The 13,625-nt window shown below is 71.6% G+C and carries 15 protein-coding genes and 1 tRNA gene; 13 read left to right on the top strand and 3 right to left on the bottom strand.

Features of this window, described 5'->3' with window-relative positions:
- The first annotated feature begins 25 nt into the window (after positions 1-25).
- From AC2H4J_RS12790 to AC2H4J_RS12800, 3 genes are read left to right on the top strand one after another with little or no spacing between them, the layout of a single operon-like run.
- A complete protein-coding gene (locus AC2H4J_RS12790) occupies positions 26-472 on the top strand; it encodes an FAS1-like dehydratase domain-containing protein (RefSeq protein ID WP_487465256.1) in 447 nt (148 codons plus the stop codon).
- Positions 469-882, top strand: a complete 414-nt coding sequence (locus AC2H4J_RS12795) for a MaoC family dehydratase (protein ID WP_487465257.1) — start codon at positions 469-471, stop codon at positions 880-882. The genes AC2H4J_RS12790 and AC2H4J_RS12795 overlap by 4 nt, the downstream gene beginning before the upstream one ends.
- Positions 879-2,318 carry a M1 family aminopeptidase gene (locus AC2H4J_RS12800; RefSeq protein ID WP_487465258.1) on the top strand — a complete coding sequence of 480 codons (1,440 nt, stop codon included), beginning with the start codon at positions 879-881 and terminating at the stop codon, positions 2,316-2,318. Before AC2H4J_RS12795 ends, AC2H4J_RS12800 begins: the two co-directional genes overlap by 4 nt.
- 4 nt (positions 2,319-2,322) lie before the next feature.
- Here the strand turns inward: AC2H4J_RS12800 and AC2H4J_RS12805 are convergent, their stop codons facing one another.
- Positions 2,323-3,597, bottom strand: a complete 1,275-nt coding sequence (locus tag AC2H4J_RS12805) for a pyridoxal phosphate-dependent aminotransferase (protein WP_487465259.1) — start codon at positions 3,595-3,597, stop codon at positions 2,323-2,325.
- A 210-nt stretch (positions 3,598-3,807) separates the two neighbouring features.
- Here AC2H4J_RS12805 and AC2H4J_RS12810 point away from each other — a divergent pair.
- From AC2H4J_RS12810 to rplA, 5 genes are all read left to right on the top strand, one after another.
- A tRNA-Trp gene (locus AC2H4J_RS12810) sits at positions 3,808-3,883 on the top strand.
- A gap of 69 nt (positions 3,884-3,952) precedes the next feature.
- Complete coding sequence (secE, locus tag AC2H4J_RS12815) at positions 3,953-4,465, top strand: preprotein translocase subunit SecE (protein ID WP_487465260.1); 513 nt, start codon at positions 3,953-3,955, stop codon at positions 4,463-4,465.
- A gap of 57 nt (positions 4,466-4,522) precedes the next feature.
- Entirely contained in the window at positions 4,523-5,434 is a 912-nt protein-coding gene (gene nusG, locus AC2H4J_RS12820) for a transcription termination/antitermination protein NusG (RefSeq protein ID WP_487465261.1), read from the top strand.
- A gap of 41 nt (positions 5,435-5,475) precedes the next feature.
- Positions 5,476-5,907 (top strand): 50S ribosomal protein L11, encoded by a 432-nt coding sequence (gene rplK / locus AC2H4J_RS12825; RefSeq protein WP_487465262.1) that lies wholly within the window; start codon positions 5,476-5,478, stop codon positions 5,905-5,907.
- A 101-nt stretch (positions 5,908-6,008) separates the two neighbouring features.
- Positions 6,009-6,728 (top strand): 50S ribosomal protein L1, encoded by a 720-nt coding sequence (gene rplA, locus AC2H4J_RS12830; RefSeq protein ID WP_487465263.1) that lies wholly within the window; start codon positions 6,009-6,011, stop codon positions 6,726-6,728.
- 109 nt (positions 6,729-6,837) lie between these two features.
- Here the strand turns inward: rplA and AC2H4J_RS12835 are convergent, their stop codons facing one another.
- Together AC2H4J_RS12835 and AC2H4J_RS12840 are read right to left on the bottom strand one after the other, a co-directional pair.
- Positions 6,838-7,698 carry a DUF1295 domain-containing protein gene (locus AC2H4J_RS12835; RefSeq protein WP_487465264.1) on the bottom strand — a complete coding sequence of 287 codons (861 nt, stop codon included), beginning with the start codon at positions 7,696-7,698 and terminating at the stop codon, positions 6,838-6,840.
- A 2-nt stretch (positions 7,699-7,700) separates the two neighbouring features.
- Positions 7,701-9,020, bottom strand: coding sequence for a class I SAM-dependent methyltransferase (locus tag AC2H4J_RS12840; protein ID WP_487465265.1), 1,320 nt, complete (start codon positions 9,018-9,020; stop codon positions 7,701-7,703).
- Positions 9,021-9,313: 293 nt separating this feature from the next.
- Here AC2H4J_RS12840 and rplJ point away from each other — a divergent pair, with 293 nt between their 5' ends.
- The 5 genes from rplJ (at position 9,314) to AC2H4J_RS12865 (ending at position 13,618) form a co-directional block, all read left to right on the top strand.
- Positions 9,314-9,976 (top strand): 50S ribosomal protein L10, encoded by a 663-nt coding sequence (gene rplJ, locus AC2H4J_RS12845; protein WP_487465266.1) that lies wholly within the window; start codon positions 9,314-9,316, stop codon positions 9,974-9,976.
- A 15-nt stretch (positions 9,977-9,991) separates the two neighbouring features.
- On the top strand, positions 9,992-10,384 hold the full coding sequence (gene rplL / locus AC2H4J_RS12850) for a 50S ribosomal protein L7/L12 (RefSeq protein WP_487465267.1): 393 nt from the start codon (positions 9,992-9,994) through the stop codon (positions 10,382-10,384).
- Between the two features lie 419 nt (positions 10,385-10,803).
- Positions 10,804-11,940 (top strand): ABC transporter ATP-binding protein, encoded by a 1,137-nt coding sequence (locus AC2H4J_RS12855; RefSeq protein ID WP_487465268.1) that lies wholly within the window; start codon positions 10,804-10,806, stop codon positions 11,938-11,940.
- Positions 11,937-12,752: an MlaE family ABC transporter permease gene (locus AC2H4J_RS12860; RefSeq protein ID WP_487465269.1), complete on the top strand. Its 816-nt coding sequence runs from the start codon at positions 11,937-11,939 to the stop codon at positions 12,750-12,752. The genes AC2H4J_RS12855 and AC2H4J_RS12860 overlap by 4 nt, the downstream gene beginning before the upstream one ends.
- Positions 12,752-13,618, top strand: a complete 867-nt coding sequence (locus AC2H4J_RS12865) for an MlaE family ABC transporter permease (protein WP_487465270.1) — start codon at positions 12,752-12,754, stop codon at positions 13,616-13,618. Before AC2H4J_RS12860 ends, AC2H4J_RS12865 begins: the two co-directional genes overlap by 1 nt.
- Positions 13,619-13,625 lie beyond the last annotated feature (7 nt).

Genomic DNA, 13,625 nt, shown 5'->3' on the forward strand with positions numbered 1-13,625 from the left:
CCGTTAGACGCGAGAGGGCGGGAGCATGGCGCTGGACCGGGCACTGGTCGGGCGCAGCTACCCGCCCTCCGCCGTCTACGAGGTCGGTCGCGCGAAGCTCGCCGAGTTCGCCGCCGCGATCGGCTCCGACGACCCGGTCCACACCGACGTCGATGCCGCCCGCGCGGCCGGGCACCCCGACGTCATCGCCCCGCCGACCTTCGCCATCACGGTCACCCTGGCGGCCGCCATGGTGGTCCTCGACGACCCGGACGTCGGCATCGACTACAGCCGCGTCGTCCACGGTGAGCAGCGTTTCACCCACCACCGCCCGATCCGGGCCGGCGACCGGTTGGTCGCGACCACCACCATCGACGCCGCCCGCAGCGTGGCCGGCAACGACCTGCTGACCGCCCGGGTCGATCTGGCGACCGAGGACGGCGAAGCGGTCTGCACCTCGCTGTCGATGCTGGTCGCACGGGGAGCAGCATGAGCACGGACGTCGCCGTCGGCACCGAACTGCCGGAGCAGGTCTACCGGGTCACCCGCGGCGACCTCGTCCGCTACGCCGGCGCCTCCGGCGACTTCAACCCGATCCACTGGAGCGACCGGGTCGCGACGTCCGTCGGCCTGCCGGGCGTGATCGCCCACGGCATGTTCACCATGGCGCTCGCCGGGCGCGCGGTCACGAGCTGGACCGGCGACCCGGCGGCACTCGTCGAGTACCAGGTGCGCTTCGGCCGGCCGGTCGTCGTTCCCGATGACGACGAGGGTGCCGAGGTGACCGTCCGCGGCACGGTGGGCGCGCTCCTGGACGACGGCCTGGCGAGGGTCGACCTCACCGTCACCTCCGGCGGCGAGAAGGTCCTCTCCCTGGCGCGCGCGACCGTCCGCCTGGCATGACACCGGCGCGGCGGGCCGGCCCGGCCGCCGTCGCGGCGCTGCTCCTGAGCGGCTGCGCGTCGTTCGCGGACACGGTCGCGACCCCGGCGCACGACGCCGTTCCCACCGCCGCCACCCCCTCGACGGCGCCCCACGGGGGCTGCCCGGCCCAGCGCGCGCGGCCCGACCCCCACCGACCGGTGGTGAAGCTGGACTTCCGGCTGGCCGACGACCGGAAGACCGTGACCGGCACCGAGACCGTCGTCTTCACCCCGGACGAGCCGGTCCGCGAGCTGGTGTTCCGGCTGGTGCCCAACGGACCCGACTCCGCGCCCGACGGGAACCGCCTCGTCGTCGACGCCGTCCGCGGCGACGACGTCGCCGGAGGCGGCTACGAGGCGGCGGCCGCGGCCGATCCGGGTGGCCTCTACGTCGTTCCGCTGGACCACGAGCTCCGGGCCGGGAAGTCCACCGAGGTCGAACTCGACTTCACGCTCACCCTCGGCGGGCGCGACTTCGACCGGTTCGGCACCGACGACGGCGTCTCCTGGTGGGCCAGCGGCGCCCCCCTGCTCGCGTGGGAACCCGGTGTCGGCTGGGCGGAGGACCCGTTCGTCGCGCTCAGCGGGGAGACGGCGAGCAGCCCCGTGATGGACACCTCGGTCAGCGTCTCCGCGCCGGAGGACCTCACGGTCCTGATGACCGGAACCAGGGCGGAACCGTCGGCGGCGCAGGACGGCCGCCGCACCTGGACCTCCACCGAGAAGGTGGCGCGTGATGTCGGCGTGGCGGCCGGCCTGTTCACCACCGCCCAGGCCAGGACCCCGGACGGCGTCGGCGTCACGGTCGGTGTCCTGCCCGGCGCCGATCTCCCCGCGCCGGAGCTCGCCCAGCAGACCGTCGCCGCGATCACCGCGATCGCCGAACACGTCGGCCCGTTCCCGTACCGCACCCTCAGCGTGGCGCTGCTGCCCGACTACGGGGGCGGCATCGAGTACCCGAGCATGATCTTCGAGGCGTCGCGGGACCCGCAGGTGCTCGTGCACGAGGTCGCGCACATGTGGTTCTACGGAATGGTCGGCAATTCGCAGTTCCGCGACCCGTGGCTGGACGAAGCGCTCGCATCCTGGGCCGAGGCCGTCGTCGACGGTGACCACGGTCTGGTCGATCGGCAGGCCCTCTCGCTGGAGGGGCCGGTCGGGGGCTCGATGGCCGACTACGAGAACGACCACAGCTACTTCACCCTCGTCTACGACAAGGGCGGCGCGGCCCTGCTCGCCGCGCGGGACGCGGTCGGGCCCGACGCGTTCGACGCCGCGATCCGCTGCTACGTCGACACCAACGCCTGGTCGATCGCGACCCCGGCCGACCTGGGCGCCGCACTGGGCGACCTGCCGGCGGCGCTCGCCCCGCTGGAGCAGGCCGGCGCGCTCGACCAGAAGGACGTCCCGCGCTGAGGAGCTACTCGGCCGACGCGAGCAGCCGCTGGAGACGGGTGACGCCCTCCACCAGGTCGTCGTCCCCGAGCGCGTAGGACATACGGACGTAGCCCGGGGTCCCGAAGGCCTCGCCGGGGACGACGGCCACCTCGGCCTCCTCCAGGATCAGCGTGGCCAGCTCCGCGCTGGACTCCGCCGTCCGCCCCGCGATCGGCCGGCCCAGGAGGCCCTTGACCGACGGGTAGACGTAGAACGCGCCCTGCGGCTCCGGGCAGGCGATGCCGGGGATCTCGCGCAGCATCGACACGATCAGCTGCCGACGCCGGTCGAACGCCTCGCGCATGGTCGCGACGGCGGACAGGTCACGGGTCAGCGCGGCCACCGCCGCCGCCTGGGAGACGTTGGCGACGTTCGACGTGGCATGCGACTGCAGGTTGGTCGCGGCCTTCACGATGTCGGCCGGGCCGAGCATCCAGCCCACCCGCCAGCCGGTCATCGCGTAGGTCTTGGCGACGCCGTTCACGACGACGCAGCGGTCGGCCAGCTCGGGCACGAGCACCGGCATGGACGGCGCGGTGACCCCGCCGTAGGTGAGGTGCTCGTAGATCTCGTCGGTGAGCACCCACAGTCCGGCGTCCAGCGCCCAGCGGCCGATCTCCTCGACCTGTTCGGCCGGGTACACCGCTCCGGTCGGGTTGGACGGCGAGCAGAACAGCAGCACCTTGGTGCGCGGCGTCCGCGCGGCCTCGAGCTGCGCCGCTGACACGAGGTAGCCGCTCTGCTCGTCGGCGACGACGGGCACCGGGACGCCCCCGGCCAGCCGGATCGCCTCGGGGTACGTCGTCCAGAACGGAGCGGGGACCAGGACCTCGTCGCCCGGGTCGAGCATCGTGGCGAAGGCCTCGTAGACGGCCTGCTTGCCGCCGTTGGTGACCAGCACGTTCGCGGGCGTGGCCTGCAGGCCCGAGTCGCGCGCCGTCTTCGCGACGATCGCCTCCTTGAGCGCGGGCAGCCCGCCGGCCGGGGTGTAGCGGTGCATGGCCGGCTGGCGGCAGGCGGCGACTGCCGCCTCGACGATGTAGTCCGGCGTCGGGAAGTCGGGTTCGCCCGCCCCGAAGCCGATGACCGGCTTCCCCGCGGCCTTGAGCGCCTTGGCCTTGGCATCGACGGCCAGCGTCGCGGATTCGCTGATCGCGGCGATCCGGCGCGAGATCCGGCGCTCGGCCGGGGGCAGGGCGGCGGACTCAGCGGTCGGGAGGGTGACGGGCATGGCGGACTCCGAGGACACGGCGGTCATGCCCCCATGGTGTCAAAGTCGCGGCGACCGGACACGGCCTACCGTCAGTCGAGGCGCCGGCGGCCCGGAGGACGTTGGCTCTCGCCCGGCGCGGTCCCGTACACTCGCAGTCCTGGGGCAGCTGACCCCGCCACCGGCGTGCCCCGGAACCTCTCGCAGGGTCCGTGCTGCCATGGTGAGGCGGGCGGTCCCGGGCCCCGGCCAGGGCATAGGGGTGTAGCTCAATTGGCAGAGCAGCGGTCTCCAAAACCGCAGGCTGCAGGTTCAAGTCCTGTCACCCCTGCCACCGCACGGCAGTAACCGACCATCCGGCCGCTCACCCGAGCGACCGGCACCACGAGGCGAGCGAGGCGCAGTGAGCGACGAGAAGCCGGGACGCGAGGACGACGCTCGCGATGCCGAGCTGACCGACGAACAGCTCGACCGCGAGGCTCCCGGGGTCGACGACGCCGGGGAGCTCGAGGCCGCCGAGGACGAGATCGCCGCGGAGGCGGAGGCCGACGAGGACAAGATCGTCGCCACGCCCGCCCGTCGCCGTGGGGGACGCATCACCGCCGGCGACGACGACGACGAGTCGACGGCGACGCGGAGCCGGCGCGCCGCGCGTTCGGCCACCCCGGCCCGTGCCGGCGGCGGCACGCGGTCCCGCGCCGAGGCGGAGCGGGCCCGTGCCGAGACCCGCCAGAAGCGCTCGATCGCTCGGTTCCTCCGGGAGGTCGTGGCCGAGCTGCGCAAGGTGATCTGGCCCGGCCGCCGCGAGCTGATCACCTACACGACGGTGGTCATCGTCTTCGTGGCGTTCGTCGTCGCGTTGGTGGCCGGCCTGGACCTGCTCTTCGCCAAGGGCGTGATCGCCGTCTTCGGCTGATCCCCCGTCCTGCACGCCCGCCGCACGACACGGCTCCATGACAAGGAAGAGACCCCTGTGACCGACCCCCGCGAGCCCTTCGAGACCGACACCCCGGTCGAAGGCCTCACCGCGACCGACCTGGACGACACCCGCCTCGACGAGCGCGGCAGCGCCGATCTCGACACCGGCGCCGGTGAGCCCGGCGCCGCCGAGGCGTCGAGCGACACGACCGATCTGGCGATCGACGACGACGCCGACATCGCCGACGGCGAGGTCGCCGACGCGACACCCGAGATCGAGAGCGGGGATCCCGACACCCTGGCGTCCGACCCGCTGGCCGAGCCGGCCCCGTCGTCCGACGTCGAGCCGGAGGACGAGGACCCGGCCGAGGCGATGAAGAAGGCGCTGCGGCTGGCGCCGGGCGACTGGTACGTCGTGCACTCGTACGCCGGTTACGAGAACAAGGTGAAGACGAACCTCGAGGCGCGCATCCAGTCACTGGACGTCGAGGACTACATCTATCAGATCGAGGTGCCGACCGAGGAGGTCACCGAGATCAAGAACGGCAAGCGCGCCCAGGTCAACCGCAAGGTGCTGCCGGGCTACCTGCTGGTCCGCATGGAGCTCAACGACGAGTCGTGGGGCGCCGTCCGCAACACCCCGGGCGTCACCGGGTTCGTCGGCGCGACCTCGCGCCCGTCGCCGCTCACGCTCGACGAGGTCGTCAAGATCCTCGTCCCGGCGACGGCCCCGCAGGCGGCGCGCGCCACCGGCGGCGAGGCCGCGGCCGGGACTACCGCCGCACCGGCCGCTGTTGTGGACTTCGAGGTCGGGGAGTCGGTCACCGTCATGGACGGCCCGTTCGCGACCCTCCCCGCCACCATCAACGAGATCAACGCCGAGCAGCAGAAGCTGCAGGTGCTGGTGTCCATCTTCGGCCGCGAGACGCCCGTCGAGCTGTCGTTCAACCAGGTCAGCAAGATCTGAGCGGTCCGCCCGGACCTGTTCTGCAGAGATAGAAGGAAGACATGCCCCCCAGGAAGCGGTTGACCGCGGTCATCAAGCTCCAGATCAACGCCGGTGCGGCCACCCCCGCGCCGCCGGTGGGTCCGGCGCTGGGCCAGCACGGCGTCAACATCATGGAGTTCTGCAAGGCGTACAACGCCGCGACGGAGTCGCAGCGCGGCAACGTCATCCCGGTCGAGATCTCGGTCTACGAGGACCGCTCGTTCACCTTCGTCACCAAGACCCCGCCGGCGGCGCGCATGCTGCTCAAGGCCGCCGGTGTCGACAAGGGATCGGGCGAGCCGCACAAGACCAAGGTCGCCACGGTCACCCGTGACCAGGTCCGCGAGATCGCCACCACGAAGATGGCCGACCTCAACGCCAACGACCTGGACCAGGCCGAGAAGATCATCGCCGGCACCGCCCGGTCGATGGGCATCACCGTCCAGGGCTGAACCCAGCACCGACCAGCAATTCGTGGGAGGGCCTCGCCAGGCCCGTTCACCACACGATCGGGGCCTCGTCGTCGAGGGCGGGTCCCGCGAGAGGAATCACCATGGCGAAGCACGGCAAGAAGTACCGCTCGGTGGCCGACAAGGTCGACCGCGACAACCTGTACAGCCCGCTCCAGGCCGCAACGCTGGCCAAGGAGACGTCGACGACGGCCTACGACGCGACCGTCGAGGTGGCCATGCGCCTGGGTGTCGACCCGCGCAAGGCCGACCAGATGGTCCGCGGCACCGTCAACCTGCCCCACGGCACCGGTAAGACCGCGCGGGTGATCGTGTTCGCGACCGGCGACAAGGCCGCCGAGGCCGAGGCCGCCGGTGCCGACCGCGTCGGTTCCGACGACCTGATCGAGGCCATCCAGGGCGGCTTCCTGGACTTCGACGCCGCGATCGCGACGCCGGACCAGATGGCCAAGGTCGGCCGGATCGCCCGCATCCTCGGCCCCCGTGGCCTGATGCCGAACCCGAAGACCGGCACCGTGACCCCGGACGTCACCAAGGCCGTCAACGACATCAAGGGCGGCAAGATCAACTTCCGCGTCGACAAGCAGGCCAACCTGCACCTGGTCATCGGCAAGACGTCGTTCGGCGAGAACCAGCTGGTCGAGAACTACGCCGCTGCTCTCGACGAGGTCCTGCGGGCCAAGCCGTCGTCGGCGAAGGGCCGGTACCTGAAGAAGGTCACCATCTCCACGACCATGGGCCCGGGCATCCCGGTCGACCCGAACCGCACGCGCAACATGCTGGTGGACGAGCCCACGGCGTAAGTCCGAGAACGAAGGCCCCGCAGCATCTGCTGCGGGGTCTTCGTCGTGTCTGCCGTTCCTCCGGACGGGGGCCGGAGGCCTCCTCCGGTGGAACGCGGGTGGGCTCAGCTCACCTGGGGGACGGCTCCTGGCCGCGGTGCGACGCGGAGCGTCGCGGTGAAGATCGCGGTGGACATGGCACGAAGCCGCTCGTCCGCCGCACGTAGTCCGCGTAGCCGCGCCGCGAGCTCGACATCCGCTTCTCGGTCAGCGGGGCCCCCGTGCCCTTCGCCAGGGTCCACGTCATGAAGACGGGGGAGAGCACGAACGCCAGCCCGGACCAGTGGCCGGCCGACAGCAGGAACAGGCCCCACCACACGCAGGCGTCGCCGAAGTAGTTCGGGTGCCGGGTGTACCGCCACAGCCCGCGGTCGTTGACCACGCCCTCGTTGGCGGGGTCTGCCGTGAACCGCTCCAGCTGCCAGTCGCCGACCGCCTCGAAGAAGAACCCGACGGCCCAGACAGCGACGCCCAGCAGCGTCACGACCAGCGACGCCCCCGACCACAGCGGGCCGTCCTGGTGCACGGCGGCCTGGACCGGCAGCGAGACGAACCACATGGCGGCCGCCTGCGTGAGGTACACCCGGCGGTACATGTGCAGGGCCGGGCTGCCGGTGGCGCGCGCCTGGATGTCGGCGTACCGCGGGTCCTCGCCCTTGCCGTGGTTGCGCCGGCCGATGTGCACGGCCAGCCGCAGCCCCCAGACCACCGTCAGGACGAGGACGAGCGCGGTGCGCCCGCCGTCCCCCACCCCGTGGCTCCCCGCAAGAAAGGCACCGAGCACCGCGACGACGGCGAAGCCGGCACCCCAGACGACGTCGATGATCGCGTGCCGGCCGACCCGCAGGGCCACGAGCCAGGTGCCGGAGAGCAGCACCCAGACGGCGCCCAACGTGATCGCGGCGTCGATCCAGAACGCTCCCCAGTCCATGCTCAGGAGACCGCCCAGTCACGCCGGGTGGCCGGCATCCCGCTGATTCCGCGGTCGTCGGGCCGGACGAACAGCAGCTGGTCGACGCCCATCCGGTTCTCGGCGAACGTCAGCGCTCCGCCGGCCAGGTAGAGCCGCCAGATCCGGGCGCTCGCCACGCCGACCAGGCCGACGACGTCGTCCCAGCGCCGCTCGAGCGTGTCGGCCCAGGCGCGCACGGTCCAGGCGTAGTGCTCGCGAATGCTCTCGACGTCGCGCAGTTCCAGACCCGGCTCGGCGAGCATCGCCACGGTGTCCCACACCGGCCGCATGTGCATGTCGGGGGCGACGTAGCGCTCGATGAACGCACCGCCACCCGGCGCGGTCGGGTGGCTCATCGCCTGGAGCAGCACCCGACCACCGGGGCGCACCAGCCGGTGCAGCGTGGCGGCATAGGCGGGGTACTGCTCCTGCCCGACGTGCTCGCTCATCTCGATCGAGGCCACGGCGTCGTAGGGACCGTCCGCGGGCACGGGCACCTCGCGGTAGTCCTGCAGCCGCACGCCGACCCGGTCGGCGAGCCCGCGCTCGGCCACCAGCTTCTCGACGTGGTCGCGCTGCTGGGCGGAGATCGTCACCCCGGTGGCGTGTACGCCGTGGTGCTCGGCCGCATAGAGGATGAGCGACCCCCACCCGCAGCCGACGTCGAGCAGCCGCATCCCCGGCCGCAGGCCGAGCTTGCGGCAGATCGCCTCCAGCTTGTCCCGCTGCGCGTCGGTGATCCCGTAGCTGCCGTCGCGGGCCCCGGGGTCGTCGGCCGGGTCGGAGCGGAAGTAAGCGCACGAGTACGCCATGTGCTCGTCGAGCAGCGTCGCGTAGAGCTCGTTGCTCTGGTCGTAGTGGTAGCTGATCGCGTCGCTGTCCCGGCCGGTGCTGTGCTTCTCCCCGCCGAGCTCGGCCTCCTCCCGGGGCGGCGCCGGCCGACGTCCGATGATGCCGAGCCGCAGACCCGTGCCGGCCCAGCGGAGCCGGTCCCGCCATCCCGGCAGCGCGGGCGGCCGGCTGCGGAGGACGGCCCGGACGCGGGACAGCCCCTCGGCGAGGTCGCCCTCGAGGTCGAGCTCGCCGGCCACGTAGGCGCGCGCGAGGCCCAGTTCGTCCGGGTTCCACAGCAGCCGTCGCAGTGCCGTCCGCGACCGGACGACGAGGACCGGTGCTCCGGCCGGGCCCGTCTCGCTGCCGTCCCAGGCCCGGATGCGGACGGGGACCTCGCCGAGCACCTCGGCGATCACGGTCGACAGACGTCCGGCGACGGACCGGTCGGGGGAGAGGGTGGAGGGCACGAGAGCTCCTGGGGTCGGCGGAGGCGGTCGCCCGACGTTCGGATTCGGGGTCGGCTACGGATGGGGTACTCTCGTCGCTGTTCCCCCCAAGACCGCTGGTCGTCGCACGTCCGCGTGCGATCGAAGGTCCCGGTGACCCGGGCGCCCGCGCAGGTGGACGGTTCGACCGGCAGTCGCTCGCGCCTGCCTCTCGCCCCGTGCGCTCTGCGCCGGGGCGTTCCTCGTCTCCGGGGCCGGAGATCGTCCGCAGTCGTGCACCGGCCGGTGGTCGCCCGACAGACGAGAGGAGGCCCATGCCCACGCAGGCGAAGGCCGCGGTGATCGACGAGATCACCGAGCGGTTCCAGAACTCGAGTGCGGCGGTGCTCACCGAGTACCGCGGGCTGACCGTGGCGCAGCTGACCCAGCTGCGTCGTTCCCTCGGTGAGGGCAGCAGCTACGCCGTCGTCAAGAACACCCTGACGAAGCGGGCGGCGGACTCGGTCGGATTCTCCGACCTCGCCCCGCTGCTCAACGGCCCGACCGCGATCGCCTTCATCGAGGGTGACCCGGTCAACGCGGCGAAGGCCATCCGTGACTTCGCGAAGGCCAACCCGGCGCTCGTCGTCAAGGGCGGCGTCGTCGAGGGCCGCACGGTCGACGCACGCGAGGTCACCCGCCTCGCCGACGTCGAGAGCCGTGAGGTGCTGCTGGCCAAGCTGGCCGGCGCGATGAAGGGCAACCTGACCAAGGCTGCCGGGCTGTTCCAGGCCCCGCTGTCGCAGGTCGCCCGCCTCGCCGCCGCGCTGCAGGAGAAGAAGGCTGCCGAGGCTCCGGCCGAGGCCGCCGCTCCCGCCGAGGAGGCCGCTCCGGCCCCCGAGGCCGCTGCCGAGGCCGCCCCGGCCACCGATGACGTAGCTGCTGACACCACCCCCGAGACCGAGACCGCCGCTGCTGACGCAGCGAGCGACGACTGACAGAAGGAGACAGACATGGCCAAGATTTCCAGCTCGGACCTGCTCGACGCGTTCAAGGAGATGACCCTCCTCGAGCTGTCCGACTTCGTGAAGCAGTTCGAGGAGACGTTCGACGTCACCGCTGCTGCCCCCGTGGCCGTCGCGGCCGCCCCCGCCGCCGGTGGTGGCGGCGGTGGCGACGAGGCCGCTGCCGAGCAGGACGAGTTCGACGTCATCCTCGAGAGCGCCGGCGACAAGAAGATCCAGGTCATCAAGGAGGTGCGCACGCTCACGTCGCTCGGCCTCAAGGAGGCCAAGGACCTGGTCGACAACGCGCCGAAGCCGGTCCTGGAGAAGGTCGCCAAGGACGCCGCCGAGAAGGCCAAGGCCGCTCTCGAGGGCGCCGGCGCCGCCGTCACCGTCAAGTAAGACCTTTCGCTGCCCTCGGGCCGCCTGCAGGGTCCCGCCGCGAGCGCGCGAGTGGTGGGGGCAGGGGGTCCTTGCACGGCGAAGCCTCCACCGGCGCTGACAGCCGGGCACCGCACCACCCGCACCACCGCACGACGCCAGGGGCCGTTCTCCTTCGGGGGAACGGCCCCTGTTGCGTACCCCCTCTCGGGCGACAAGGACGTGTGGGCAGGCCACGGCCGGGGAAGTTGGTGGAGATCCGCGTCACGGAAACCCCGTGACGCACGTAACCTGTGTGGCGCACGGTCGTTACTCGTCAGTAGATGCGACTCGTGGGCGTCCGGATGCGGACGTGCGCGGGACGTCGGAGACTGCCGGGGCTCGTCGATGCGACGGGGCGGGGACCCGGCGATGCAGCCGGAGCGGAGGGACAGGCAGTCGTGGGCGTCGCGGTAGAGGTCGAAGGGCTGTCGAAGTCGTTCGGCAGCCAGAACATCTGGAGCGACGTCACCCTGACGCTGCCGCCCGGCGAGATCTCGGTCCTGCTCGGCCCTTCGGGCACCGGCAAGTCGGTGTTCCTGAAGTCGTTGGTCGGCCTGCTCAAGCCCGAGAAGGGCTCGATCGTCATCCAGGACACCGACCTCGTCCGCACCAGCGAGCACAAGCTCTACGAGATCCGGAAGCTCTTCGGCGTGCTGTTCCAGGACGGCGCCCTCTTCGGCTCCATGAACCTGTTCGACAACATCGCCTTCCCGCTGCGCGAGCACACCAAGAAGAGCGAGTCGGAGATCAAGTCGATCGTCCTGGAGAAGATGGGGATGGTCGGTCTCGAGGGCGCCGAGGGAAAGCTCCCCGGTGAGATCTCCGGCGGTATGCGCAAGCGCGCCGGCCTGGCCCGGGCCCTGGTGCTCGACCCCGAGATCATCCTGTTCGACGAGCCGGACTCCGGGCTCGACCCGGTGCGCGTGGCCTACCTCAACCAGCTGATCGTCGACCTGAACGCCCAGATCGACGCGACGTTCCTGATCGTCACCCACGACATCGGCACCGCCCGCACCGTGCCGGACAACCTCGGGCTGCTCTTCCGCCGCAACCTGGTCATGTTCGGCCCCCGCGAGCAGCTGCTCACCTCGCAGGAGCCCGTCGTCCGGCAGTTCCTCAACGGCCGCCGCGAGGGGCCGATCGGGATGAGCGAGGAGAAGGACGTCGCCCAGGTCGAGGCCGAGATGAAGGCCCTCGAGGAGCGGGGTGGCGACTCGCACAACGGGATCGGCCCCAAGGGCGCCAGCGGCGGGGACGCCGTCCCGCCCCAGCTGACGCCGACGGAGGGCCTGCCCGAGCGCAAGGCCGAGCGCCGCCGCCAGGAGCGCGTCGCACGGATGCTCCACGAGTTCGACGACGAGACCCGCGAGGCCATCCGGAAGTCCCTGCCCGGCGACCTTCTCGCCCAGGCCGACTCCGGCGCGTTCGAGCCCACGCCCGGTCAGGGTGGCCGGCACTGGGCGCCCGAGGCGGACGCCGACGGAGGTTCCCGCGGCCGCACGGCGACCCTGCCCCGTCAAGGGGGCGAGGGGTGACGGCGACCGACAAGCCGAAGGCCCCGGGGCTCCTCGACGGCAAGTTCTCGCCCACCCGGCCGCTCGCCGCCAGCGGCAACCTCTTCGCCTTCGCCCTGGACACCATGCGGGCGCTGCCGAAGCGCCCGTTCCAGATTCGGGAGTTCATCCAGCAGACGTGGTTCATCGCGAGCGTCACGATCCTGCCGACGGCGCTGGTCGCGATCCCCTTCGGCGCGGTCATCGCGCTGCAGTTGGGCTCACTGACCCGTCAGCTGGGCGCGCAGTCGTTCACCGGATCGGCCTCGGTCCTCGCCGTCCTCCGCGAGGCGAGCCCGATCGTGACCGCGCTGCTGATCGCCGGCGCCGGCGGGTCGGCCATCTGCGCCGACCTGGGCGCCCGCAAGATCCGCGACGAGATCGACGCCATGGAGGTCCTGGGCATCAGCCCGATCCAGCGTCTCGTCGTGCCCCGCGTCCTCGCCTGCATGCTGGTGGCGACGCTCCTCAACGGCCTGGTCAGCGTCGTCGGCGTCGCCGGCGGTTACTTCTTCAACGTGATCCTGCAGGGCGGCACGCCCGGCGCCTACCTCGCGTCGTTCAGCGCTCTGGCGCAGGTGGCCGACTTCTGGTCCGGCGAGATCAAGGCGCTGATCTTCGGATTGATCGCCGCGATCGTCGCCGCCTACAAGGGCCTGCGTGCCGGGGGCGGTCCCAAGGGTGTCGGGGACGCCGTGAACCAGTCCGTCGTCATCACGTTCCTGCTGCTGTTCGCGGTGAACTTCGTGATCACGGCGATCTACTTCCAGCTCGTGCCGCCGAAGGGACAGTGATGGCCCTTCTCTCGACCACCGACCGCGTCAGGGTCGGCCTGCGGAAGTTCAAGAAGGTCTACCGGGTGCCGTTGAGCACGCTCGACGACCTGGGGGAGCAGCTCGGCTTCTACGGCCGCGCGCTGGGCTGGACCCCGCGCACGCTCAAGCGCTACAAGAAGGAGACGATGCGGCTGCTGGCCGAGGTCACCTTCGGCAGCGGGGCCCTCGCGGTCATCGGCGGCACGGTCGGCGTCATCGCGTTCCTGTCGTTCTTCACCGGCACCGAGGTGGGCCTGCAGGGCTACGCGGCGCTGGACCAGCTCGGCACGTCGGCGTTCACCGGCTTCCTCTCGGCGTACTTCAACACCCGCGAGATCGCCCCGCTGGTGGCCGGCCTCGCGCTCTCGGCGACCGTCGGCTGCGGGTTCACCGCGCAGATCGGCGCCATGCGGATCAACGAGGAGATCGACGCCCTCGAGGTCATGGGCGTTCCCTCGCTGCCGTTCCTCGTGACCACCCGCATCATCGCCGGCTTCATCGCCGTCATCCCGCTGTACGTGCTCGGGCTGCTGACCAGCTACTTCGCCACGCGGTTGATCGCCACGCAGGCCTACGGGCAGTCCGCGGGCACCTACGACCACTACTTCAACCTGTTCCTGCCGCCCCAGGACGTCCTCTGGTCGTTCCTCAAGGTGCTCGTCTTCGCGGTCGTGATCATCCTGACCCACTGCTACTACGGCTACGTCGCCGGCGGCGGCCCCGCGGGCGTCGGCCTCGCCGTCGGTCGCGCCGTCCGTTTCTCGATCGTGGCGGTCAACATCATCGACCTGTTCCTGTCGCTGGCCATCTGGGGCTCGACCACGACCGTGCGGATCGCGGGGTGAGCCGGCG

The organism is Blastococcus sp. OS1-29, assembly GCF_057628075.1.